Source organism: Brachyspira hyodysenteriae ATCC 27164 (genome assembly GCF_001676785.2).
In the GTDB taxonomy this organism is placed as follows: domain Bacteria; phylum Spirochaetota; class Brachyspiria; order Brachyspirales; family Brachyspiraceae; genus Brachyspira; species Brachyspira hyodysenteriae.
Genome location: NZ_CP015910.2, coordinates 117,476 through 140,919 on the forward strand (window position 1 = coordinate 117,476; position 23,444 = coordinate 140,919).

The following is a 23,444-nucleotide window of genomic DNA, read 5'->3' on the forward strand; positions in this document are numbered from 1 at the left end:
CTTTATTATGGAAGAAATAGCAGAAGTTATTGTAAAAAAAGGTTGGATTAAATGGGAGGAGAGATTCAAAACTGGTTATAAAAGAATAGATAATCAGCATAAAGAATTGGTAAATATCATAAATGATCTATATGAAACAGGGGTCAAAGGTGATATATCCGATGAAGAGGTTCAAAAATCATTTAAAGAAATTATAAAAAGAACTATAGATTATGCTACTTATCACTTCTCTTATGAAGAAAAGATAATGAATGCTATAAATTATTCTTCGGCTAAAGATCATATTTCTAAACATAGAGCTTTTTCTCTAAAAATAGTAGATGAAGTTGATAGATATGAGAAAGGCGATGATTTAGTAATTAAAGATTTTATTACTTTTTTGAAAGACTGGCTATTAAATCATATAGTGCTTGAGGATAAAAAATTTATATCTGAAGTTAAATCTACATTGAGTAAAATGTATGAGGAAGAAATAAATTAATTATTAATAAATAAAGCCTTATAGTTTAATTATAAGGCTTTATTTGTTTTTTATTTATAAATATTTTTCTATTTCTGCGAAAGCTTTTCCAGCTTTTTCCTGAATATAAATATCAACTATATAATTTGTAAAATTAGAAGGTGCAGGATTAATTTCTATAATTTTAGCACCTGCTTTTTTGGCTATATGAGGAATTTGTGCTGCAGGCATTACTTCTCCTCCAGTGCCTACGATAATAAATAAATCACTTCTCTGTGCATCTTCTATAGAAGAATTGAAATCTATTGCAGGAAGCTGTTCTCCAAAAAATACAAAATCAGGTTTCAAAGTAGCTCCGCATTTCTCACATGAAGGCGGATCCATAGCAAGAATCTCTTTAGTTATTTTATATCTTGTTTTACATTTCATGCATACTGCATATTGAGCTGTTCCATGAAGTTCATATACTATTTTACTTCCGGCTTCCTGATGAAGATTATCAATGTTTTGTGTGATTACACTTCTCATAATCCCCATCTTTTCTAAATTTGCTAGTACTATATGAGCTTTGTTAGGTTTTACATCTGTTATAGGATCATAAAAAACTTTTTTCAAAGATTTCCAAGATTCTTTTTGATGCTTTACAAAATATGAAATTTCAGCGAACTGACTTCCATGTTTTTCCCAAAGCCCATTTTCACCTCTGAAAGGAGGTACACCGCTTTCTACGCTTATGCCCGCACCTGTAAAAGATACAGCATATCTTGATTCTTTTATTGTTTTTGCTATTAATTTGTAGTCTATCATAATGATTTATTATATAATAATAATGAATTTTTTTCCAGCAAAATAAAAAATAAATACTTAAAAATAAAATTATACATTATTAATTGTTTTTAAAAAATAAGAATAATATAAAAAATCTTATTAATGTTCTTTAATTCATATATAATTTCTCATAAAATAAACATTTTATGATAATATTTTTATTGACAGATAACTTTAATATGTTATAATATAACATATTACTGAATAGTAAACTAGAAGAAAAAATTTAAGGATATATATTATGATTAGCAGAACACAAATTATGCGTTTATTAAAATATAAGAATGCTTTAAGACGCATGAAGAGTTTCGGATTTATAAAAGCATATTCCAATAATTTGGGGGATGCAATAGGTATCACTTCAGTTCAGGTAAGAAAAGACTTTTCTTTGTTTAATATCTCTGGAAATAAGAAGGGCGGATACAATATAGATGATTTGTTAGAGCAAATAGATAGTATATTAGGAAAACAAATTTCACATAATATTATATTAGTTGGATACGGTAAAATAGGAAAAGCATTGATTAATTACAGAGGATTTGAAAGCGAATCTATAAAAATAGTTGCAGCATTCGATCATAATCCTGAAAAAATAGATAGAAATGCATCTACACCAATACTTCCTATAGAAGAATTAAAAGATTTTATAATTAATAATAAAATAGAAATAGCAATATTAACTGTTCCTGATTTAGAAGCTCAAAGAATGTTTGATGTTATATGTAATGCTGGCATAAAAGGAGTTTTGAATTTTGCTCCTATAAAACTTTTAGAAAGACCTGATTGTATAATAAATGATGTTAATATAGCTGATGAGATTGAATCTTTATTCTATTTTATAAATGATGTGAAAGATACAAGTTCTTCTTCAAGCAAGAAAAATAAAGAAAAATCTGATAAAAATAATATATAGTAGTTATAAAATAAAAAATAGGGACTGTTATAAAACAGCCCCTATTTTTTTATTACATATATATTATTAATGCATTATTTATTATAAGTTAGACTTGCTCTTGTAAGTAAATCAACAACTTCTGTATTGCCATTTTCCATAGCATACATTAAAGCAGTCTTTTTAAATTTATCTAAAGTATTTAGATGAGCACCTGCATTAATCAAATATTCTGCTGAAACATAATCTCCATTTTCAGCAGCAAACATCAAAGCAGTTCTTCCATCATTGTCAGCAATATTTAAATCAGCTTTATTCATAATAAGAGCATTAACAGCCTCGCTTTTTCCTGAAATAGCTGCCCATATTAAAGCTGTTCTTCCATCTCTCATTTTGAAGTTTATATTAGATTTTCCTATAAGCAATGATGATATTACATCTGTTAAGCCTAATGTAGAAGCTAAGGCAAGAGGTGTAATATTACCATAAGGACCATAAGATGCAACTATATTAGCATCGGCACCTCTTTCTAAAAGAAGTCTTGCTATATCATTATTTCCTCTGGCTATAGCATAGAATAAAGCATTAGCACCATATTCGTTTATATAATTAATATCACTTCCTTTATCTAATAATAATCTTACTATCAAGTCATGGTTATTATAAGAAGCAACCATTAAAGGAGTCATATTATAATTTATACCATCTTCATTTCCGCTTCTATAAGTTCCCATAATTCTTAAATCGGCATTGGCATTAACTATCATTTCTACTATGCTGTAATATCCTTTTCCTGCTGCTTGCAACAGAGCTGTTGTGCCTCCATTTATTTTTATATTAGGATTAGCATTTTTAGCAAGTAGGTAAGAAACTATATCAACATATCCAGCATCAGCAGCATAAGTTAAAGCTGTTTTTCCATGTATGCATGTAAGATTAACATTTGCATTTTGAGATAGAAGAAGAAGTACAATATCCTTATATCCTTTTGAAGCAGCTGTAATTAGAGCATTATGACCTTGATTATCTCCAAAGTCTATAAAAGTTGAAATGGGACCTTGAGATATTAATCTTTTTATGCCGTTTGTATCTCCAGCATTGGCGTATTCCAATAACTGATCTAATCTTCCTGTATTAGGCATTTGTGCAAATAATACAAAAAAAGTATTTAAAAATATTAAAATAAAACTTAAATAACGCATTTTTAATTCTTCCTTATAAGTATAGAATTTTTGCTATTATCAAATTTCGGAATAAGGTATATTAATTTTTAATGGGTTTATGATTTATTTTATATATTATTCATTTTTTAAATAATATTTATAAAGCTCTTTTTTTGTAGAGTATAAGCTTACTCCTTTTATCGGACTTATTTTTAGTGTTATAGTAGCCAATTTAATCTTTCTTGAAGCATTGGTATGTAAATATCTTTCTTTTAAAGCATTGATTATTTCAATACTTATAGATTTTTCATTTATTCCATTATTGTAATATTCATAAACTTCTTTGCTTTCTTCAATATTATATTTAATATCATTAATTATTTTAAAAAAGTTATTTTCTGTAAAACGGCTTGTAAATATTATAAGGTTTAAATATTTATAATTATTTTCATCTGTAATAAGATTCTTAAGTATATTATTATATTCAAGTATTATTAAATCAGTGTCTCTTGCACTATTTTCATTTTTTCTTTTGCATTTTGAAAACACATCTGCTATACCTATTTTATTTTCTTCAAAAAGTTTTTTCTTCTTAGTTTTATTAAAAAGAAAATCATTTGAGTTTTTATAATCTATATCAAAACTATCAGCAATTATTTTCCAAAACTCGCTTCTTTTACTTGAATAATACCAAGCATTATTTTGTTCTTCTTTACTTAATTTTTCAAACTTTTCTATATTAGAATATAATGGAACAGGGAAAGTACCTAATATCAAAATTTTCATTTTATTAGGAAAGAAATTTATATCATCAAATAAATGTTTTTCAATATTCATTTTCTTATTATCCAAATAATTATAGAGCTTATTATTATTACAGCTCCTAAAATGCCAGTAAGTATTCTAACTCCAATCTCACCGAACATTTCATATATGCTTATCATAAAATTTGAGCTATTATTGTTTAAAAGCCAATTCCATTTAAAAATTGCTGCTAGAATAAATAGAAGTCCTATTAATATTGCAAATAAATAGGGAAATCTTTTTATATAATTTATTAAACTCTCCATATATTATAATTATATTATATTTATTTATAAAAGCAAAATTATTTAAATTTTTAAATTTCCATAACGCACGGTAAGTAAAGTTTTATATATAATGATAATCGTAATTAATAAATATACTTAAATATATAATAACATTCTGCGTGCGGTGAATGCATTACAACTTGGGTGGGCAGCCAAAAAATTCTAATTAGATTATAAAGAAATAAAAAATTAAAATTTCAAGATAAATTAAAAAGCTTAGAGGGTGGGGGATGAAAATAAATTTTTAAAACTTAATTACACTTACCCGCCCTTTTAGATTCTGTACTTTTATAAAAATATAAACTTTATTTATTTTTTAAATTTGAATTATAACTTATAGCACCCGCCCAAGCGTTTATTAGATTTAAAAATTTTTTTTCAACGCACATATAGATAATTTTTTTAATATGATGAAATTTGAATGGTATATAAACTTATATTTTTGGTTTTACTCTGCGTGCGTAGTGTATTATTCTTGATTTACAAGCTTTTCTTCACTGCCATTAACTTTTCCGTCTTTATCTACTTTTACAGTGAATATTTTTGAAACACCTTTTTCTTCAGCAGTTATTCCATAATAAGCATCAGCTATAGTGGCAGACACTTCATCATGAGTAATGATTAAGAACTGAGTTTTGTCTGATAGGTTTTTAACCATGTTTTTGTATCTTATAATGTTCGCTCCGTCAAGTGCAGCATCTACCTCATCAAGTATACAGAAAGGACTAGGACGATAAAGGAATATCGCAAATACTAAAGCAAGCCCTGTCATAGTAAGCTCACCGCCTGAATATGATACAATGTTTTCCATTCTCTTTCCAGGAGGCTGAGCAAATATATCAATAGGACTATTCAATAAATCTTCTTCATTTTGTATTTTAAGTCCGGCATTTCCTCCACCGAATAATATTTTAAATGTTTCTGAGAATTTTTTATTTATTTCATTGAATGTTTTTAAGAAATCTTCACCGGCTTTTTTATTGGCATCGGCTATTATTTTTAATATCTCTTCTTTTGATTTTTCCAAATCTTCTTTTTGTTTTGTAAGGAATTCGAATCTGTTTTTAGCTTCCTGATATTCATCAAGCGCCATCTCATTTATATGTCCAAGATTCTTTATTCTTTCATTAATAGTATTGAGTTTATTTTTATAAGACTCTTCATCTATTAAGTTTTGAGTATTCTCTTCAAAGTCTTTTAAGTTAAGAGCATAATTTTCATAGAAATGACTATAAATATCTTTTATTTTATCATTGCTTTGATTTATTCTCTCTCCAACTCTTGTTATATTTTCATTTATCTCATTAAGTCTTTTTACTCTTTTTGCTAAACTAGTTTCGAAATTAGATAATGCCGATTCTGCTTTTTTTATTTCATTTGCTTTATGTCTTGATTCGCTTTCTGTTTTTGATTTTTTCTTTTCTAATTCTTTATAGTTTATAGAGTTTTCTTTATATTCTTCATTAAGTTTTTTATATTCTTCTTCCAATCTATTTATTTTATCATTAAGAGATGCAAATTCATCTTCTATCATCTTCATACTTTTTAATATCATTTCTTTTCTGTCTTCAGATGCTTTTTTATTGGTTTCGTATTTTGCTCTTTCTATTGTTAGGGTGGTGAGATTAGAATTCCCTCTATTAATATTATCAGTGGCTATTTTTATTTCATTATTTATTTCTTCAATTTTTTCTATATTAGTTTTTATAAAATTTTCTAAATCGGCTATTTCTTTGTCTATAGCTTCTTTTTGCATATAAGTACCTTCTTTGTCGAAAAGTAAATCAACAAAAGGGTCTTTTATTTTTGTATACTCTTTAAATATACCTTGCAAAAATAATGCATCTTTTTTTTCTGTATCTAAACTCTCTCCTAAATTCCTAATAAAACTGCATAATGAATTGTAGCTAAGTTCATTTAAATTAGATAATACACCATCTTCTTCGAATTCTTTTATGGTGTTCATCTTTATATTTATAGCATTTAGAAGATTATTAAATCCTATATCAATATCGCTTTCATGCTTTCCTATATTCTGATAAAAGCTGTTGCCCATTACATCTTTTTTCTTTTCATCTATTTCTGTGATTATTTTATTTATAACTTCTAATTGTCTTTCTCTGGCATCTGCAATTTTTAATGTGGCATTTTGATTTTCATTTGTTAAAGTGGATATTTGATCATTTAAGCTTGCTATTTTATTTTGTTCATTTGCAATATTAGTTTCTTCTGCTTCTTGTTCTTTTAAAGATTTTTCTATATTTTCTGCTATGGTTTTTACTTCTTCTTCAAGTTCAGCTATTTGCTTTTTATCTTCTTCTATTCTTTTTAACAGTGAATTTTTTCTATTGATAGTTTCTTCTTTATCTTTACCTGCATTATCAAGCTGATTCTTTAATTGATTAGACATCTTCTCTATATGAGTAAGCTCTGTCATTATAAGAGAAACCTGTTTATCAAGCTCTATAGATAATGTTCTTGTTTCCTCAAATTTTAAAAGTTCCTGCTGTTTTTGTTTATCTAAGTCCTGAAGTTCTTTTTCTAATTCTGATTTTTTATTTGTATGTTCTTCAAGGCTTTTGTTCTGTTCTTCTAAAGTGATTTTTAATTTTTTTACCTGATTAACATTTAAACTTATATTTATTTTTTTCTGTTCATCTTTAAGATTATAATATTTTTCAGTTCTTGCTGCCTGTTCTTTTAAAGATTTATAATGTTTTTCAGCGTTTTTTATTTCTATTTTTACATTATCAAGATTTCTTTCGGACTCTTCTAGTTTTTTAGCAGCTTCTCTTCTTCTTTCAAGATATTTACTGATTCCTGCAGCATTTTCAATAATGCTTCTTCTCTCTTCAGGTTTTTGTTTTGCTATTTCAGAAACAGTACCCTGCTTTATAACAGAATATGCATTTTTACCAAGTCCTGTATCCAAGAACATATCAACTATATCTTTTAATCTTACCTGTTCATCATTGATATAGTATTCTGATAATCCTTTTCTATAGTATTTACGTGTAACTATAACTTCATCAATATCGTATTTTTTTATCCATCTGGATTTATTATCTAAAGTGAGTGCTACCTGTGCCAATGATGATGGTTTTCTAGTATCTGTACCATGGAATATAACACTTTCAAGACCTTTAGCACTATCTATTCTTAATCTGCTTGCGGACTGCTCGCCCATAACCCATAGGAAAGCCTCTACTATATTACTTTTACCTATTCCATTAGGACCAAGCACTACAGTAACGCCTTCATTGAACTCTATATTTGTTTCTATGGCAAATGATTTGAATCCGTGCAAATTAAGATTCTTTATGTACATCTCTTTTCCTGTATTAAATATATATTTATTAATTATACAATTCTATTGAAAAATAATCAATTATTAAATAAATAATATATAAAAACACTGTAAATTTATTTGTTTTTAAATATTATTATCCCTGATAATTTTCGGTATAATTTATGGTAAATATGAAGATTATGATAATTTTGTTATAATAAAAAATTATTTTAAATATTGACATAATAATTAAATATTTTATCATTTTGTGTATAAGAAAAATTTATAAAATATATTTATATTTTGTGAATCTATAAAGGAACATAATATGAGCCAAAAACTATTTAATATTCTATTTACTATATTTTTAGTAGGTATTTTAGTTGTAAGCTGTTCTAATAAAGATAAAACAGGTGTAGATGGAAATTCAGCTGCTAAATATGCAGGTGATTGGTATGAGAAAGGTGATCAAGGCTATATTGATATGATTATGACTATATCTGCTGATGGAAACATTTCATTCCCAACTATAGAAAAACAAGGTCCTACTGATAAAAAAGTAGAAGGAAGCGGAAGTTCATATACTGTTACTTACACATTTCAAACTCATACTAATGCAGTAGTAAAAATAACATTTACAGATGCTGATAATGGCCAAGTTACAATTATAGCAGAAGGTGCTCCAGATTCTAAGACTATTGATATCGTGAAAAGAAAATAAATTATAAATTAATTAAAAATGGCTTGATTATAATTATTAGTCAGGTATTTTATTTTGACTTATTTTAAATCCCACACTTTAGTCTTTAAAAAATTATTTTGTAATTTTTGCTTTGTATTTTCTTTATTTATTTTAATTATATTTTTTAACTGCCCACCCAATAGTTTTTTTAAATTTATTACTTTTACACCGCCACAGAATAAATTTTAACTTTATGATTATTTTAAGCTGTAATTTAAATAATAAATGAAAATTCATTTATTAGATTGGATATTGGAAATTAAATTATTCAAATTTTCCATATTATCAGATACTAATAAAAAATTTCTTTTGTTAATATTGTTTGAAATAATATTTAATAGTTCTTTATTTTCAAAATATTCTATTATAATATTATGATTGTAATACTTCATAAATGTTTTTATTAAATCCAATTTATTATTTATATTTTGAATATTTTCTTTTTGTGATATTTCATTTAATTTAAATATAAAATCCATTTCAGGCATATCTTTTTTATTAGCATTTACTAAATCAATATTTTGAAAATCAGATATATATAAAGTATTTAATATATTATTATTAATCAATATTTTAAATATATTTTCTATAACCGTAAAGAAAATATCAATCTTTCTGCTGAAAAATATTTTTGAAGAAAAACTCTTTTGTTTATACATAAAAATAATATTTATTATATTATCCGATTCAAAGTATGAACTAATATTAATTTCAGCATCATAATTCAATTTTAAATAGATTTTTTCTATATCTGTATTGCTATGTTCTTTAAATATTTTAGAAACTATTTCTTTTTTTGAAAACTCTAATATGTTGTTTAGAAAATCAATGCATTCTAATATTGTATCATTATCAATACTTCCATTATATTTATAATTCTCCATTATAGCACTTATTATTTTGCTTATTGATAATAATTCATAATCATTTATTTTATAGAAATCAAAAAAACGGAAATTATTTATATACCAAATCAAATTTACTAAATTAAAATCTTTTTTTGAAAATATAGTTATAGGTGATATTTTTATTTCTTTTTCTTTTAAATAATAATTTTCTATTTTTAAATTTTCTATATATACGCTTATATTCATAATAATTATTTATTCAATACTGTCAAAATCAATTTTTTCCCTCATATTACGCAGCATTTTTAAAGGTTTTACATTTAAACTTTTAAAAATATTTTCTATATTTTTAAAATCTAATTGCGGCACGAATATTCTTATTTTGCTTATGATATTAGGAGTATTTTTATCATTATTTTCCTTACTTTCCTTCCAGCCAACTATCTCTAAATTAATAAATCTTATTCCATATTCGCCTAATTCAGTTTCAAAATCTATTTTAGAAGAATGTTCGATTAAGTATACTATAGATCTTTTCTTATTAGATATATAATATGGTATAAAAAATCTATAAATGGAAGTGCTTAAAAATATACATATACATCCTATAGTAGATAATACCCATTGTCCTGAACCTATAACTATTCCTATACATGCAGTAACCCATACTATAGCAGCAGTTGTTATACCATGCAGTTTACCTCTGTTTTGTATAATCATTCCTGCACCTAAAAAACCAATTCCGGAAACTATTTGAGCTGATATTCTATTATAATCAGGTACTTTACTTAAAGCGTCTGTTCCTAATTTAATAAGTTCTGCATTCTCCAATATTACAGCACGTGCAAATACATCTTCATAACAAGATAGAAGAGCAGCTCCCATACAAACAATGCTTGTAGTTCTGCTTCCTATAGGTTTTTTATGCTGTTCTCTTTCCCAGCCTATAAATATACCCATAATATATGCTACTAATATTCTTGTTGTTATTTCTAAAATACTAAAGTCCCCTAATGCATGATTAATGTATTCTATAAACATAAAATAATATCCAAATAATAAATATATAATATATATGAACATTAGTATTATCGAAAAAAAACACTAATAATTACAGTTTATATATCTATGTCAGCATATATTTCAGATTCATTTTTTGAATATAATGCTATAGAGTCTTTTGAAACACTTATGATTTCATCTATAAACTTTTTTGTATTATAATAAAGGTCTGAAGAAAAATATTCAATAACCATATCTAAATTCATTCCGCTTATTAAGCAGATATTATCATTTTTTCTATAAAATCTGCTTGCTATATTAAAAGGAGTTCCGCCATATATATCTGTCATTATTAAGATTTGATTATCTTCATATTTTTCTAGTAATGTTTTTAATTGATTTTCTATTTGTGCAAAAGTATTATCTGTATACAAATGTATTACATCATAATCATTATCTGGTAAATCGCCTAAGATCATTTTTGCCGATTCAATAAGTGTGGATGCTAAATTGCCATGACTCATTAATATTAAATTAGGTTTCATAATCAATCCCCCCATTCACATTTTATTGTCTTTATATATAATATAATAATTGTTTTCTATTATTCAATTAAATTTGAAAAAAAAATTTGCTTAATAGAGTAGTTTTGTATATTGATTTTACAATTTAGATAGGGTTGATATTTTGTTATATTTAATTACTGCCCAAATGCTTTTCTATTAATTTATTATATAAGCCATTAGTCATTATTTGTGATAAAGCCTTATTTACTTCATTTAAAAATATATTTTCTTCTTTTCTAAAAGCTATAGCATAATCTTCCTCAGGATATTTTATTTGATCAGCAAGTTTTATACTTTTATCATACATCACAAAATGATCGCAAGTTGCTTTGTCAAATATAGCAGCATCAACATTTCCTACTTTTAATGAAAGTATTATACTGCTTCCTGTATCAAATCTTTCTATATCTATTCCTTCTTTTGCAGAAATCATAGTATCAGCAACAGTACCTTTTATAACACCGACTTTTTTGCCTATCAAATCTTCTTCTGTTTGTATTGATTCATTATCAGTTTTTACCAAAACAGCCTGGCTTGATGTATAATATTTATCAGAGAAGTTAAGATATTGTTTTCTTTCATCTGTTACTGTCATTCCTGCTATAATAGCATCTATTTTTTTGGATTCTAAAGCCGGCATAAGTTCTTCAAAACGCATAGGAATGAAGTTAATATTTGATCCGGATATTTTTGATATTTCATTCATTAAATCATAATCAAATCCGCCTATATTTCCATTTGATAAATAACCGAATGGATAATCATAAACGTATATTCCAACATTTACATATTGATTTGTGGAAATTTCATTTTTAATGGGAGTATTTTCTGAAGTTTTTTTACATGATATTAATAATGATAAAATCATTAAAATAATTAATATGATTTTTTTCATTTTTGTTTCCTATTTGTTTTCTATAAATCAAATATTGTTTAGTTCAAGATTCTGTATAATAAATTAATATGTATACATAAAAAAGTCAAGAGTTTATTTTCATTAAAAACAATAATTATAAATGTTTATCAACTAATTTTTGATATACACCATTAGACATTATAGCATGAAGTCCTCTATTAATTGTTTGAAGCAAAATATCATCATCTTTTCTCACAGCTATTGCATAATCCATTAACTTAAATGATATATTTTCAGCCAATTTTATAGTATTATCAAATTTTACATAGTCTTCGCAAGTAATTGTATCGAGCATAACAGCATCTATTTTATTTACTTTTAATGAAAGTAAAGCACTGCTTGCAACATCAAATCTTTCTACATTAACTCCTTCTACTTCAGATATAATATTGTCTGATATAGTACCCTTTATAACTCCCACAGTTTTTCCTATTAAATCATCATTGACTTTTATTTCATCATTTTCTTTATTTAGTATAATACCTTGTCCGGAGCTGCAATACTTATCGGAGAAATTTACAAGCTGTTTCCTCTCTTCTGTTATGCTCATACCGGCAATAATCAGGTCTATATAATTTGTCTGTAATGCTGGTATTAATTCTGAAAATTGAATCGGTACAAATTCTAGTTTTAAATTTTCTTCATTGGCTATTGAATTTATTATATCATAATCAAAACCATTTATATTATCATTACTTACATAAAGCATTGGATAATCATAAAGATATATTCCTACTCTTAATGTTTTGTTGGAATAAATATTATTTGTGATGCTATCTGTTTCATTAGTATTTTCAGATATATTTGTATTTGAAGAATTATTACAGGCAGTAATAAAGATTAATAATATAAAAATAATAATGTTTTTCATTTGAAAAGTATATTTATTAAGTATTAAATGTTGTAGTTATAAAATAATATTTTATAGAAAAAAGTCAATATTTTTTATATAGAATTGTAAAAAAAATATACATAAAAAATATTTGCAAAAACATAATCACTATATTATAATGTATCATCAATAATAAGAATAATTTTATCAATTTTTAATATAAGGATATATTTTAATAAATGTCATACGCAGAAAAAATCAGGAATTTTTGTATCATAGCACATGTTGACCATGGAAAAAGTACATTAGCTGACAGAATTATAGAACATACGAAAGCAGTATCAAGCAGGGAGATGAAAGCACAAATATTGGATTCTATGGATATAGAAAGAGAGAGAGGAATAACTATAAAGAGTCAGGCCGTTAAATTATCATATCAGGCTAAAGACGGAGAAGTATATACTCTTAATTTAATAGATACACCAGGACACGTTGACTTTAATTATGAAGTTTCACGTTCTCTTGCTGCTTGCGAAGGTGCTATACTTGTAGTTGATGCTGCTCAAGGAGTTGAGGCTCAAACTATTTCTAATTTTTATCTTGCATTTGAAAATAATTTGGAGATTGTACCTGTTATAAATAAAATAGATTTGCCTGCCGCCAATATCGAGCTTTGTAAAGAGCAAATGGAAAAAGAGTTTGGAGTAAATAAAGATGATATAGTTTTGGCAAGTGCAAAAAATGATATAGGTATAGATGAGATACTTGAAGCTGTTGTAAAAATGATACCTGCTCCTAAAGATAATACTAATAAAAAAACAAGAGCTTTGATATTCGATTCTTATTATGATCCTTTCCGCGGTGCCGTTATGATAGTGAGAATATTTGACGGGTCTATAAAGAAAGATGATAAACTTCTTCTAATGGAAACTAAGGCTAAGTATGAAGTTGAAGAATGCGGAACTCTTTTGCTTGGGCTTAAATCTGCTAATGGATTAAAAAGCGGTGAAGTAGGATATATCATTGCCGGCATTAAAAACATATCTGATATAAAAATAGGGGACACTATCACACTTGAAGAAGACCCTTCAGATGAACCTTTGATAGGATATAAAGAAGTTTTACCTATGGTATTTGCGGGTATTTTCCCTGCAGAAGATGAGGATTATACAAACTTACAAAAGGCTTTGGAAAAATTAAAATTGAATGATGCTTCTTTAGTTTATGAGCCTGAGCGTTCTATTGCTTTAGGGTTTGGATACAGATGCGGATTTTTAGGACTTTTGCATTTAGAGATTGTTCAAGAGCGTCTTGAAAGAGAGTTTAATCTTAACCTTGTAATAACTAGTCCTTCTGTAGAAGTAAAATTAAAACTCACAAACGGTGAAGAAAAATTAATTGATAACCCTGCAGATTTTCCTTCTGGGCAGTATATAGAAAAATGTTATGAGCCTTTCATAAATGCTCTTATAATAGTACCAACCGATTATTTAGGAAACATCATTTCTCTTTGTATAGACAGAAGGGGAACACAAACATCATTAACTTATTTAGATGATAAAAGAGCAGAGATAAAATTCGACTTGCCTTTGATAGAAGTTGTTTACGACTTCTATGATAAATTAAAATCTATTTCTAGAGGATATGCTTCATTCGATTATGATTTTTCAGATTTCAGAGAAAGCCAAATAGAAAAAATTGATATACTTGTTCATGGCGAAGTAGTGGATGCATTATCATTTATGTCGCATAGAAGCAATGCTGAAACTAGAGGCAGACAAATCATAGAAAAATTAAAGCATCTTATTCCAAAGCATATGTTCCAGATTCCGTTACAGGCTGCAATAGGCGGACGTATTATAGCGCGTGAAAATATAAGTGCATTAAGAAAGAATGTTACAGCCAAATGTTATGGAGGTGACATCACAAGAAAGAGAAAGCTTCTTGAAAAGCAGAAAGAGGGTAAGAAGAGAATGAAGGCTATTGGTAATGTTGAGATACCTCAGGATGCATTCATAAGCGTACTTAAAACAGATGACAATACCAAATAATTTTATTAGATTTCTTTAACGCACGGTAGATACGCTTTTATTTATTGTTTAGATTATAATTTAAATATCTATTATATTTGAAATTTTACTTAGCGTGCGGTGTGTAGGCAATAAATTTAAAAAAATCTTGGGTGGGCGTTAACATTTGTAATTAAGCAACAAGAGAATAAAAAACAAAAATATCAAATATAAATTATAAAGTATAAAGGGTGGGGTATGTAAATAAGATTTAAAACTTAAATTATATACCCCGCCTTCTTAAATTTAATATCTTAATTTGCAAAAAAGACAAAATAAAAATGATATGATACATTTTTTATTTAAATAAAACTAGAATATTAAAATTATTTTATATGACTTCTGTATTAATTATGTGCTTTTGCAACTTTGACGAAGTCCGGTAAAAGTTGATAAAAATAAGTTCAAAATTTTATTAACATACACCGCCATTTATTTTTTTAAATTACTCTGTATATCTTACATATTAAATTTACCGCGTTATTTTAAATTTAATATATAAATTAACAATAATAAAAAAATTATCCGGTATACTCTTCTATATAGTTACGCATAAGCATTTTTATTGTTTCTTTGTCGGCATCAAGTGAGGCAATATCAAATGCATCAATCATTATTTTGCGTTCCTCAGGTGTTAAGCATTTTACAGGATCTTTTGCTATGAATAATTTTTTATACTGCGAAGGTATTAATGTTTCATCGTCCATTAAAATTTCTTCATAAAGTTTTTCACCTTCTCTGATCCCTGTAAATATTATAGGAATATCTTTCTCTGTTAGTCCGTACATTTTAAGCATGTTTTTAGCTAAGTCTAAAATCTTTACAGGCTTTCCCATATCCAAAGTAAATATTATTCCGTCATTTAAAGTACATGCCTTTATAACTAGTCTTGCAGCTTCTCTTATAGACATAAAGAATCTTACCATTTCAGGGTGAGTTACAGTTAATGGTTTACCTTCTCTAATCTGCTTTTCAAATACAGGTATAACGCTTCCGCTGCTTCCTAAAACATTACCGAATCTTGTTATTTTAAATGCAGTACTGTTTTGTTCATGAGATAAGGACATTATCATTCTTTCGCATATTCTTTTGCTTGCTCCCATTAATGAAGTAGGGCGAACTGCTTTGTCTGTTGATATAAATACAAAATTTTTAATATTATTTTTAATTGCAAGAGTAGCTATATTTTCAGTGGCTAGTATATTATTTTTTATTGCCTCTTCAGGATAAGCTTCCATAAAAGGCAAATGTTTATGAGCGGCTGCATGGAAAATTATATCCGGATTTTCTTCTTTTAATATTTTATCAACTTTAACGTAATCTCTTACATTTGAAATTATATAAGTAAATTTATGTTTGTTTTTTTCGTTTTTTCTGTCATTTATAGACATTATAAGGGAATGAATTGCACTTTCAGAATTATCTAAAGCCATAACTTTTTTTACAGGCAATGTAATCAATTGTCTTACAAGCTCGCTTCCTATAGAGCCTCCTCCTCCTGTAACTAGTATTGTTTTATCCTGATAGTATGCAGATATTTCTTTTTCATCAAATCCAATCTCTTCACGTCCTAGCAAATCTGATGGCTCTATATTTCTAATATCTTTTATAGAGGCATTTCCTTTTATTATTTCAAAGAAGCAAGGAAGTATTTTATATTTTATTCCTGTAGGATATATAATATCTAATATTTCAAGAAGTTCTTTTTGCTTTAATGTTGGTATTGCAATTATGATTTCTTCTATCTCAATATTTTGATTTTTATAAAAATCTATTGTTTTTTCTATATCTTTAACTTTGCCTTTTACATCGATAGAGTGATTTTCAATATTTACTTGTTTCTTATTTTCATCATCATCCAAAAAACAAAGTATATTATATTCGTTATTGTTATCAGAAGTTAATATTTCAGATGCAAGAGTTTCACCTGCATTCCCAGCACCTATTATAACTATATTCTTTTTATTCATTATATATGCAATCCCAAGTATATATATTCATATTAGGTTTATAGTATATATTTTTTTTTTTATTATACAAGTATACAAGATTTGATAATTACTTTTTAATTATATATTTATTTTATTTTTATAAAAAAGTTTGACAAATTAAATGTTTTTTGTAGAATTGTTTTATAATTAGTGCATCTAAAATTAGGATGATATATGCATAAAACAAATAATAATTATAACAGAAACAATAATAAAAATAATACAAATAAAGTGGATGTAAAAAAATTATTTTCTGATATAGGCACGGTAGCCAATGTCTTAGGTAAAATAATAACGACTTCTAAGGTTGTAGTAGATGAATTAAAAAATCAATCTGGTATATTATATGTATTTGATACTAATGCCTTAATGAATGATCCTAATTTAATTACTATACAAAAAAGAAATAGCAGTTATATTGTACCTATTGTTGTTTTAGAAGAATTGGATAAATTAAAATTGGATAAAAATAGATCGCAAAAAGCAAGTAATGCTATAAGAGCTATTAATAAATCAAATGTTCGTATAGAAAAATATAGCGAACATGTTTTACCAAAAGATTTTGATATGAGAAATAATGATAATAAAATACTTGCAACGGCAATGAAATTTTCAAATAAAAATGTTGTTATAGTAACAGAAGATAATAATTTAAAAAATAAAGCAAAGTCTCAAAATATTAGATGTATATCCTTATCAGAGTTTAGGAGATCATAAATATTATAATTAAGAATATATAATTACTCTTCAAACTTTATTATATTTTAATTTTATTAATCTGTAATTTTGTGCATGTCTATAGTAAAAGTTTATAAAAATATAATTTTATTTACATTCCCGCCCTTTATGTTTTCTAATTTCATTTTAAATTATAATTTTATTAATATTTAAAATTTTAATTTGATATTAAAACGCCCGCCCAAGTTTTTATTAGAGTTAACATCTGCTCAACGCACGGTTAATTTTATATTATTAGATAATAAAATTAGAATTATAAATTTATTATAATTATGAATCTGCTCTGCGTGCGGTAATTTATTTTTATTCAACTACTCCAATGTATGGAAGATTTCTGTATTTCTGAGCATAGTCAATTCCATATCCTACAACAAACTCATCTTCAATATCAAAACCATTATAGTCGATTTTAATGTCAACTTTTCTTCTTGAAGGTTTATTTAGAAGAGTGCATATTTTAAGAGAAGCAACATTTCTAGTTTTTAATACTTCGCATATTTTCTCTAAAGTGTATCCTGTATCTATTATATCTTCTACTATAATTACATCTCTTCCTGTAAGAGGGATGTCAACATCTTTAAGTATTTTAATTTCAGAACCTATTTTATTATTACCATAGCTAGATACTATCATAAAATCAATTTCCACAGGTACATTAATATATCTTGATAAATCAGCAATGAATATAAAAGAACCTTTTAAAAGTCCTATTATACATGGTATATTTTCTTTATTTTTAAGATCATTAGAAATTTGTTCTGCTAATTCTTTAACTTTCTTATTTATATCTTCCTCGGATATAAGTACTTTTGATATATGCTCATCTTTTTTCATAAATTATCCCTTAATTTTTTATAGTGATTTTTTTATATATTATCGTATATAAATAATAATTTAATTAAAAATAAAAATATATTTTAAATTATTTGTAATGAATGAATTGATTATATAAATAAGATAAAGTTTATATTATTAAAAAATCCGACAGATAAAATATTTTATCTGTCGGATTTGTACTTTATTAAAAGCTTAAATTATTCTAAATTAATTAGCTTTTTTAGCTTCTATAGCTTTTGCTAACTCTTCAGCTAATAGAGGAAGTACTTTATTAACATCTCCTACTATACCTAAATCAGCAATTCCAAACATTGGAGCATCTTTATCTTTGTTTATAGCAATGATATATTCAGATTCTTCCATACCAGCCATGTGCTGAATAGCACCAGAAATACCGCAAGCGAAGTATATATTAGGTCTTACTGTTTTACCTGTCTGACCAACTTGTCTAGACTGTTCTATGAATCCAGCATCAACAGCAGCTCTTGAACCAGAAACGATAGCACCGATTTTAGAAGCTACAGCCTCAAGATTCTTGAAGTTTTCTTTAGAACCTACACCTCTACCTCCAGATACCAATATCTTAGCTTCTGTAATATCAATTTTCTTAGTAGATTCTTTTACTACATCTAAGATTTTAACTTTCATTTTAGAAGTGTCTATAGTTAAAGGTAATACTTCAACTTTACCTTTTTTTCCTTCTTCTTTAGCTAGCTTTTGCATTACACCAGGTCTTACAGTAGCCATTTGAGGTCTGTGATCAGGACAAACAATAGTAGCCATCAAGTTTCCGCCGAATGCAGGTCTTGTCATTCCGAAAACTTTAGTTTCATCATCTATATCTAATTTTGTACAGTCAGCAGTAAGTCCTGTAGATATTCTTGAAGATACTCTAGGAGCTAAGTCTCTTCCTAAAGTAGTTGCACCTAATAAAACTATTTCAGGTTTTTTAGCATTTATTATTGCAGTTAATGCTTGAGCATAAGCTTCAGTATCGTATTGTTTTAAAAGTTCATTATCAACAACAACTACTTCATCAGCACCATACTCAACTAAAGTTTGAGCTAAACCTTCTATTTTATGTCCTACTAAAGCTGCTGTTACAGATACATTTAATTTAGCAGCAAGTTTTTTTGCTTCACCGATTAATTCTAAACCTACGTTTTGAATTACACCGTCTCTTTGTTCTGCGAATACTAATATTCCTTTGTAATCACTTAAATTCATTATCTATCTCCTTTTTCTAAGGTTCTTTGTTAATTTAATTAAATAACAAATTTTTCTTTTAATTTTTCAATTATGATATTAACAGCTTCTTTTGTATCAACTTCAAATACTTTACCGGCTTGTTTAGCTCCTTTAGTAAATGATTTTTTAACTTTTGTAGGAGAACCAGTAAGACCAATCAAAGAAGGGTCAATTTTTATAGTTTCAGAAGACCAAATTTCAATTTCTTTATCATAAGCTTCAACAATTCCTTTAACTCTCATGTATCTTGGGCTATTAGCTTCTGATAATACTGTTATTAATGCTGGTAATTGAACGTTTAGTAGGTAATATCCATCTTCTATTACTCTTTTTACTGTTAATGATTTATCAGCTTCGTTATATTGAATTTCTTTTGCATAAGAAATTTGAGGTATTTGTAAGTGTTCAGCTGTTTGAGGACCAACTTGAGCAGTATCACCGTCTATAGCTTGTCTTCCTGAAATAATAATATCATATTCTAAAGTTCTTAAAGCAGCTGCTAATGTATTAGAAGTAGCTAATGTATCAGCACCGCCGAATTTTCTATCTGTTATAAGAATAGCTCTGTCTGCTCCCATAGCATAAGCTTCTCTTAATATTGCTTCAGCTTGAGGAGGTCCCATAGTTATTACAGTTACATGAGCACCGTATTTATCTTTTAATTTTAAAGCTTCTTCTAAACCTGCTTTATCATCTGGGTTCATTATACTAGGAACACCATCTCTTATTAATGTACCTTTTACAGGGTCTAGTTTAATTTCTGTTGTATCTGGAACCTGTTTTATACAAACTACTATTTTCATTTCTATTCCTCCATAAATATTTTATTTACTAATTGGCTTATTTTAAAAGGCTGCCTGCTATTACCATTCTTTGAACTTCTGATGTACCTTCATAGATTTCAGTAATCTTAGCATCTCTCATCATTCTTTCAACAGGATATTCTCTTGTATATCCGTATCCACCATGAAGCTGAACGGCTTTAGTTGTTACTTCCATTGCAGTTTCAGAAGCGAATAATTTAGCTCTTGCAGCATCTACTGAATATGGAAGATGGTTGCTTTCTCTCCAAGCAGCTTTATAAACAAGAAGTCTTGCAGCTTCTACTTTTACTTCAAGGTTAGCTAATTGGAATTGAGTGTTTTGGAAATTAGCTATTGTTCTTCCAAATTGTTTTCTTTCTTTTACATAAGCAACAGTTTCATCAAGAGCACCTTGAGCGATACCTAATGCTTGAGAAGCAATTCCTATTCTTCCTCCGTCAAGAGTCATCATAGCAATTTTGAATCCTTTTCCTAATTCTCCTAATAGGTTATCTTTTGGTATTCTTGCATTTTCGAATATTAATTCGCAAGTTGCAGATCCTCTGATTCCCAATTTTTTCTCTTTTTTACCAACAGTAAATCCAGGAGTTGTTGATTCAACTATAAATGCAGAAATTCCTTTTAATCCTTTTGATTTGTCTGTCATAGCAAATATTACATATACATTTGCATATCCTGAATTTGTTATGAATATTTTAGAACCATTAATTACCCATTCATTAGTAGCTTCGTCTAATACAGCTACAGTTTGCTGACCTGCAGCATCTGTACCAGCATTTGGTTCAGTAAGACCGAATGCACCAAGCCATTCGCCGCTAGCCATTTTAGGAACATATTTTTGTTTTTGAGCCTCTGTACCGAATTGTAAAATAGGCCAAGTTCCAAGAGAAGTGTGAGCAGAAAGTATAACACCTGTAGTACCGCAAACTCTTGATAATTCTTCAACAGCCATAGCGTACATTAAGTTGTCTCCGCCAGCTCCGCCGTATTCTTTAGGAATTGGAATACCCATAAGTCCGATTTCAGCCATTTTTTTAACAGTTTCAACAGGAAATCTTTCTTCCTCGTCAAGTTCTGTCGCTAAAGGTTTTACCTCTTTTTCAGCAAATTCTCTAATCATTTGTCTGAAAAGTTGATGTGTTTTAGGCAAATTAAATTCCATTCTAACCCTCCTGATGATTATCTTTGAAAATAAAATTTTTGAATTTTAGTTAATTTATTTTTTTGTTTAAAATATAATATATTTTTTATTAAAAATCAAATCATATAATATGATAAAAATGGTTTTTTGTTTAATTTTAAAACAAAAAATGTATAAAATTAAGCAAATATTGTGTTTTATTATTACTTAATCTTCCTTAATTATAGCAATTTCTTCTATAGATTTGCTTAAAAATGTATTGAGAAAGTTATAATATTTAATTAGTTTTTTATTCTTTTTATATAAATTCAATTCTAAATATTATAAAATAATTAAGCTTTTTATTTCTAATTAGAAATAGTATTTTAATTAAACTTTGAATTGTTTTTGTAATACTTATTTTTTATTGTTGCTATGATAAATATATTTTCTTTTTTAATAAATTAAATAAGCGGCTTAAGTTTGATTTATTTTTAAGTAATAATAAATAGACTATAAATTGCTGATTAAGTTTTTAGAAAATTTATTTTTATGTTTTATATGATTGAATATTCTTATTGTTATACCTCAATTATTGATACTTTCTCAATTAATTAAAAATTTCAGTTACTTTATTTTTAAGCTATAAACAAACGGCCACAATAAATAGCTAATGAATTTTTTATAAAATTATTTTTATGTTTTATATGATTGAATATTGATTATTATCATACCTCAATTACTAATAATTTCTTAATTAATTAAAATTTTAGTTAATTTATTTTTTAGACTATAAACAAACATCCAAAATAAATAACTAATGAATTTTTAGAAAGTTCATCATTGGCAGTAATAATGAATTTTATATTTATTTGTTATTATTTATTCTTTTTGTACTTATTAAGTAAAATTATTACTACTATATTATTTATTATATTCAAAAATTACTTTTATTAAGATATGTTTTTATTAAATAAAATATTTTTCTATATTATAATTTTTTGATATAGGTTTTTTATTATTATAAAAGCATAATAAAAATAGTTCTATATCGGACTTTATAATTATAGTTTTAAAATTTAAAATATTTTTTTAAATTGTTATGTGCATGAATAGTTAGTATTATGTTAGTGCGGGATTTAAATATTTTTAAAAATAATAATAAATTGTGTTTAGTGAATTCTATATTGTTAAATTTTAAAATTATATAGCTATGTTATATAATTTAATAAAATAGTGGAAATAATATGTCAAATTATATTTTTTTATTTTGCTTGATTTTTTTAAAAATATTGATACACTATTAGAATAGTGTTTTTGGAGAAATTTTTTAAAATTCTATAAATCAATTTATAAAAAGTCAAGGAGTTATTATGGCTGAAGAGAAAAAATTAGACTCCCTTCTTGAGCGCATATATCAAGACGGTGTTGAAAAATCCAACAAAAAAGCTGATGAAATAATCTCAAATGCTAAAAGCGAAGCTGACAGAATTATAAAAGAAGCAGAAGCAAAATCAGAAGAAATTATTAAAGAGGCAGAAAGAAAGTCAGAAGAGCTAAAGAAGAATACAATAACAGATGTTCGTATGGCAGGCGAGCAGTCAATCAGTGCTTTAAAACAAAGAATAAAGGATTTAGTAACTGCTAAAGTTTTAGAAGAAGGTTTGAAAGGAGCTTTTGCAGATACTTCTTTCTTGAAAGATTTAATTCTTGAGGTAGTAAAAAAATGGGATATTACTTCAAGCGATGCAGATGTAACAGTATATTTCCCAGAATCAAAAAAAGCAGATATAGATTCATCTTTTGAGAAATCTATAAAAAGTGCTATAAAGAACGCTACTATTAATTTTGATAAAAAATTATCTAATGGTTTCAAAATTGTTCCTGAAGGCGGAAATTATCAGCTGCAGTTTACAGATGAGGATTTCGTAGAGTTTTTCAGTGATTATATTAAAGCAAAAACGGAAGAAGTGATTTTTAGTAAATAA

At 26.5% G+C, this 23,444-nt stretch carries 21 protein-coding genes; 6 read left to right on the forward strand and 15 right to left on the reverse strand.

The genetic code is table 11. The features are described 5' to 3' along the window. Window positions 1-7 precede the first annotated feature (7 nt). Window positions 8-481 carry a bacteriohemerythrin gene (locus BHYOB78_RS00500; protein WP_012671395.1) on the forward strand — a complete coding sequence of 158 codons (474 nt, stop codon included), beginning with the start codon at window positions 8-10 and terminating at the stop codon, window positions 479-481. A gap of 54 nt (window positions 482-535) precedes the next feature. Here the strand turns inward: BHYOB78_RS00500 and BHYOB78_RS00505 are convergent, their stop codons facing one another. Further along, a complete protein-coding gene (locus BHYOB78_RS00505) occupies window positions 536-1,267 on the reverse strand; it encodes an NAD-dependent deacylase (RefSeq protein ID WP_012671396.1) in 732 nt (243 codons plus the stop codon). 262 nt (window positions 1,268-1,529) lie between these two features. Between BHYOB78_RS00505 and BHYOB78_RS00510 the strand changes: the two genes are divergently transcribed. Next, window positions 1,530-2,201, forward strand: coding sequence for a redox-sensing transcriptional repressor Rex (locus BHYOB78_RS00510; RefSeq protein ID WP_020064770.1), 672 nt, complete (start codon window positions 1,530-1,532; stop codon window positions 2,199-2,201). Between the two features lie 74 nt (window positions 2,202-2,275). Here BHYOB78_RS00510 and BHYOB78_RS00515 read toward each other — a convergent pair whose 3' ends face one another. The 4 genes from BHYOB78_RS00515 to BHYOB78_RS00530 all read right to left on the reverse strand — a co-directional run bounded on the left by BHYOB78_RS00515 (window position 2,276) and on the right by BHYOB78_RS00530 (window position 7,762). Continuing rightward, window positions 2,276-3,382: an ankyrin repeat domain-containing protein gene (locus tag BHYOB78_RS00515; RefSeq protein WP_020064769.1), complete on the reverse strand. Its 1,107-nt coding sequence runs from the start codon at window positions 3,380-3,382 to the stop codon at window positions 2,276-2,278. A 96-nt stretch (window positions 3,383-3,478) separates the two neighbouring features. Continuing rightward, window positions 3,479-4,180, reverse strand: a complete 702-nt coding sequence (locus BHYOB78_RS00520) for a uracil-DNA glycosylase family protein (protein WP_012671399.1) — start codon at window positions 4,178-4,180, stop codon at window positions 3,479-3,481. Further along, window positions 4,177-4,413: an Imm17 family immunity protein gene (locus BHYOB78_RS00525; RefSeq protein ID WP_020064768.1), complete on the reverse strand. Its 237-nt coding sequence runs from the start codon at window positions 4,411-4,413 to the stop codon at window positions 4,177-4,179. Before BHYOB78_RS00525 ends, BHYOB78_RS00520 begins: the two co-directional genes overlap by 4 nt. 490 nt (window positions 4,414-4,903) lie before the next feature. Further along, a complete protein-coding gene (locus BHYOB78_RS00530) occupies window positions 4,904-7,762 on the reverse strand; it encodes a chromosome segregation SMC family protein (protein ID WP_012671401.1) in 2,859 nt (952 codons plus the stop codon). A gap of 289 nt (window positions 7,763-8,051) precedes the next feature. Here BHYOB78_RS00530 and BHYOB78_RS00535 point away from each other — a divergent pair, with 289 nt between their 5' ends. Next, window positions 8,052-8,444: a hypothetical protein gene (locus tag BHYOB78_RS00535; RefSeq protein WP_012671402.1), complete on the forward strand. Its 393-nt coding sequence runs from the start codon at window positions 8,052-8,054 to the stop codon at window positions 8,442-8,444. Between the two features lie 254 nt (window positions 8,445-8,698). Here the strand turns inward: BHYOB78_RS00535 and BHYOB78_RS00540 are convergent, their stop codons facing one another. From BHYOB78_RS00540 to BHYOB78_RS00560, 5 genes are all read right to left on the reverse strand, one after another. Beyond that, window positions 8,699-9,559 carry a hypothetical protein gene (locus tag BHYOB78_RS00540; protein ID WP_020064767.1) on the reverse strand — a complete coding sequence of 287 codons (861 nt, stop codon included), beginning with the start codon at window positions 9,557-9,559 and terminating at the stop codon, window positions 8,699-8,701. Window positions 9,560-9,568: 9 nt separating this feature from the next. Further along, window positions 9,569-10,354 (reverse strand): MgtC/SapB family protein, encoded by a 786-nt coding sequence (locus BHYOB78_RS00545; RefSeq protein WP_012671404.1) that lies wholly within the window; start codon window positions 10,352-10,354, stop codon window positions 9,569-9,571. 77 nt (window positions 10,355-10,431) lie between these two features. After that, the gene (locus tag BHYOB78_RS00550; protein WP_028331353.1) at window positions 10,432-10,860 is read right to left on the reverse strand and encodes a PTS sugar transporter subunit IIA; all 429 of its coding nucleotides are present in this window, start codon (window positions 10,858-10,860) and stop codon (window positions 10,432-10,434) included. Between the two features lie 151 nt (window positions 10,861-11,011). Beyond that, entirely contained in the window at window positions 11,012-11,776 is a 765-nt protein-coding gene (locus BHYOB78_RS00555; protein ID WP_012671406.1) for a transporter substrate-binding domain-containing protein, read from the reverse strand. A gap of 115 nt (window positions 11,777-11,891) precedes the next feature. Beyond that, on the reverse strand, window positions 11,892-12,668 hold the full coding sequence (locus tag BHYOB78_RS00560; protein ID WP_020064765.1) for a basic amino acid ABC transporter substrate-binding protein: 777 nt from the start codon (window positions 12,666-12,668) through the stop codon (window positions 11,892-11,894). Window positions 12,669-12,868: 200 nt separating this feature from the next. On the opposite strand from BHYOB78_RS00560, the gene lepA reads away from it, so the two are divergent. After that, window positions 12,869-14,680 (forward strand): translation elongation factor 4, encoded by a 1,812-nt coding sequence (lepA, locus tag BHYOB78_RS00565; RefSeq protein WP_012671408.1) that lies wholly within the window; start codon window positions 12,869-12,871, stop codon window positions 14,678-14,680. Window positions 14,681-15,219: 539 nt separating this feature from the next. Here lepA and BHYOB78_RS00570 read toward each other — a convergent pair. Then, window positions 15,220-16,680 (reverse strand): polysaccharide biosynthesis protein, encoded by a 1,461-nt coding sequence (locus BHYOB78_RS00570; protein WP_390891802.1) that lies wholly within the window; start codon window positions 16,678-16,680, stop codon window positions 15,220-15,222. A gap of 183 nt (window positions 16,681-16,863) precedes the next feature. Here BHYOB78_RS00570 and BHYOB78_RS00575 point away from each other — a divergent pair, with 183 nt between their 5' ends. Then, entirely contained in the window at window positions 16,864-17,406 is a 543-nt protein-coding gene (locus BHYOB78_RS00575) for a PIN domain-containing protein (protein ID WP_020064763.1), read from the forward strand. A 324-nt stretch (window positions 17,407-17,730) separates the two neighbouring features. Here the strand turns inward: BHYOB78_RS00575 and hpt are convergent, their stop codons facing one another. From hpt to BHYOB78_RS00595, 4 genes are all read right to left on the reverse strand, one after another. Further along, window positions 17,731-18,261 carry a hypoxanthine phosphoribosyltransferase gene (gene hpt, locus BHYOB78_RS00580; RefSeq protein WP_012671411.1) on the reverse strand — a complete coding sequence of 177 codons (531 nt, stop codon included), beginning with the start codon at window positions 18,259-18,261 and terminating at the stop codon, window positions 17,731-17,733. A 210-nt stretch (window positions 18,262-18,471) separates the two neighbouring features. Further along, window positions 18,472-19,491 carry an electron transfer flavoprotein subunit alpha/FixB family protein gene (locus tag BHYOB78_RS00585; protein ID WP_012671412.1) on the reverse strand — a complete coding sequence of 340 codons (1,020 nt, stop codon included), beginning with the start codon at window positions 19,489-19,491 and terminating at the stop codon, window positions 18,472-18,474. A gap of 38 nt (window positions 19,492-19,529) precedes the next feature. Continuing rightward, on the reverse strand, window positions 19,530-20,315 hold the full coding sequence (locus BHYOB78_RS00590) for an electron transfer flavoprotein subunit beta/FixA family protein (protein WP_012671413.1): 786 nt from the start codon (window positions 20,313-20,315) through the stop codon (window positions 19,530-19,532). A 37-nt stretch (window positions 20,316-20,352) separates the two neighbouring features. Further along, window positions 20,353-21,498: an acyl-CoA dehydrogenase gene (locus BHYOB78_RS00595; protein ID WP_020064762.1), complete on the reverse strand. Its 1,146-nt coding sequence runs from the start codon at window positions 21,496-21,498 to the stop codon at window positions 20,353-20,355. Window positions 21,499-22,829: 1,331 nt separating this feature from the next. On the opposite strand from BHYOB78_RS00595, the gene BHYOB78_RS00600 reads away from it, so the two are divergent. Further along, window positions 22,830-23,444: an ATP synthase subunit E gene (locus BHYOB78_RS00600; protein ID WP_012671415.1), complete on the forward strand. Its 615-nt coding sequence runs from the start codon at window positions 22,830-22,832 to the stop codon at window positions 23,442-23,444.

Coding starts and splice junctions, on each gene's coding strand:
- BHYOB78_RS00500 (WP_012671395.1), top strand. CDS start 8: ATGGAAGAAATAGCAGAAGTTATTGTAAAAAAAGGTTGGATTAAATGG.
- BHYOB78_RS00505 (WP_012671396.1), bottom strand. CDS start 1,267: ATGATAGACTACAAATTAATAGCAAAAACAATAAAAGAATCAAGATAT.
- BHYOB78_RS00510 (WP_020064770.1), top strand. CDS start 1,530: ATGATTAGCAGAACACAAATTATGCGTTTATTAAAATATAAGAATGCT.
- BHYOB78_RS00515 (WP_020064769.1), bottom strand. CDS start 3,382: ATGCGTTATTTAAGTTTTATTTTAATATTTTTAAATACTTTTTTTGTA.
- BHYOB78_RS00520 (WP_012671399.1), bottom strand. CDS start 4,180: ATGAATATTGAAAAACATTTATTTGATGATATAAATTTCTTTCCTAAT.
- BHYOB78_RS00525 (WP_020064768.1), bottom strand. CDS start 4,413: ATGGAGAGTTTAATAAATTATATAAAAAGATTTCCCTATTTATTTGCA.
- BHYOB78_RS00530 (WP_012671401.1), bottom strand. CDS start 7,762: ATGTACATAAAGAATCTTAATTTGCACGGATTCAAATCATTTGCCATA.
- BHYOB78_RS00535 (WP_012671402.1), top strand. CDS start 8,052: ATGAGCCAAAAACTATTTAATATTCTATTTACTATATTTTTAGTAGGT.
- BHYOB78_RS00540 (WP_020064767.1), bottom strand. CDS start 9,559: ATGAATATAAGCGTATATATAGAAAATTTAAAAATAGAAAATTATTAT.
- BHYOB78_RS00545 (WP_012671404.1), bottom strand. CDS start 10,354: ATGTTTATAGAATACATTAATCATGCATTAGGGGACTTTAGTATTTTA.
- BHYOB78_RS00550 (WP_028331353.1), bottom strand. CDS start 10,860: ATGAAACCTAATTTAATATTAATGAGTCATGGCAATTTAGCATCCACA.
- BHYOB78_RS00555 (WP_012671406.1), bottom strand. CDS start 11,776: ATGAAAAAAATCATATTAATTATTTTAATGATTTTATCATTATTAATA.
- BHYOB78_RS00560 (WP_020064765.1), bottom strand. CDS start 12,668: ATGAAAAACATTATTATTTTTATATTATTAATCTTTATTACTGCCTGT.
- lepA (WP_012671408.1), top strand. CDS start 12,869: ATGTCATACGCAGAAAAAATCAGGAATTTTTGTATCATAGCACATGTT.
- BHYOB78_RS00575 (WP_020064763.1), top strand. CDS start 16,864: ATGCATAAAACAAATAATAATTATAACAGAAACAATAATAAAAATAAT.
- hpt (WP_012671411.1), bottom strand. CDS start 18,261: ATGAAAAAAGATGAGCATATATCAAAAGTACTTATATCCGAGGAAGAT.
- BHYOB78_RS00585 (WP_012671412.1), bottom strand. CDS start 19,491: ATGAATTTAAGTGATTACAAAGGAATATTAGTATTCGCAGAACAAAGA.
- BHYOB78_RS00590 (WP_012671413.1), bottom strand. CDS start 20,315: ATGAAAATAGTAGTTTGTATAAAACAGGTTCCAGATACAACAGAAATT.
- BHYOB78_RS00595 (WP_020064762.1), bottom strand. CDS start 21,498: ATGGAATTTAATTTGCCTAAAACACATCAACTTTTCAGACAAATGATT.
- BHYOB78_RS00600 (WP_012671415.1), top strand. CDS start 22,830: ATGGCTGAAGAGAAAAAATTAGACTCCCTTCTTGAGCGCATATATCAA.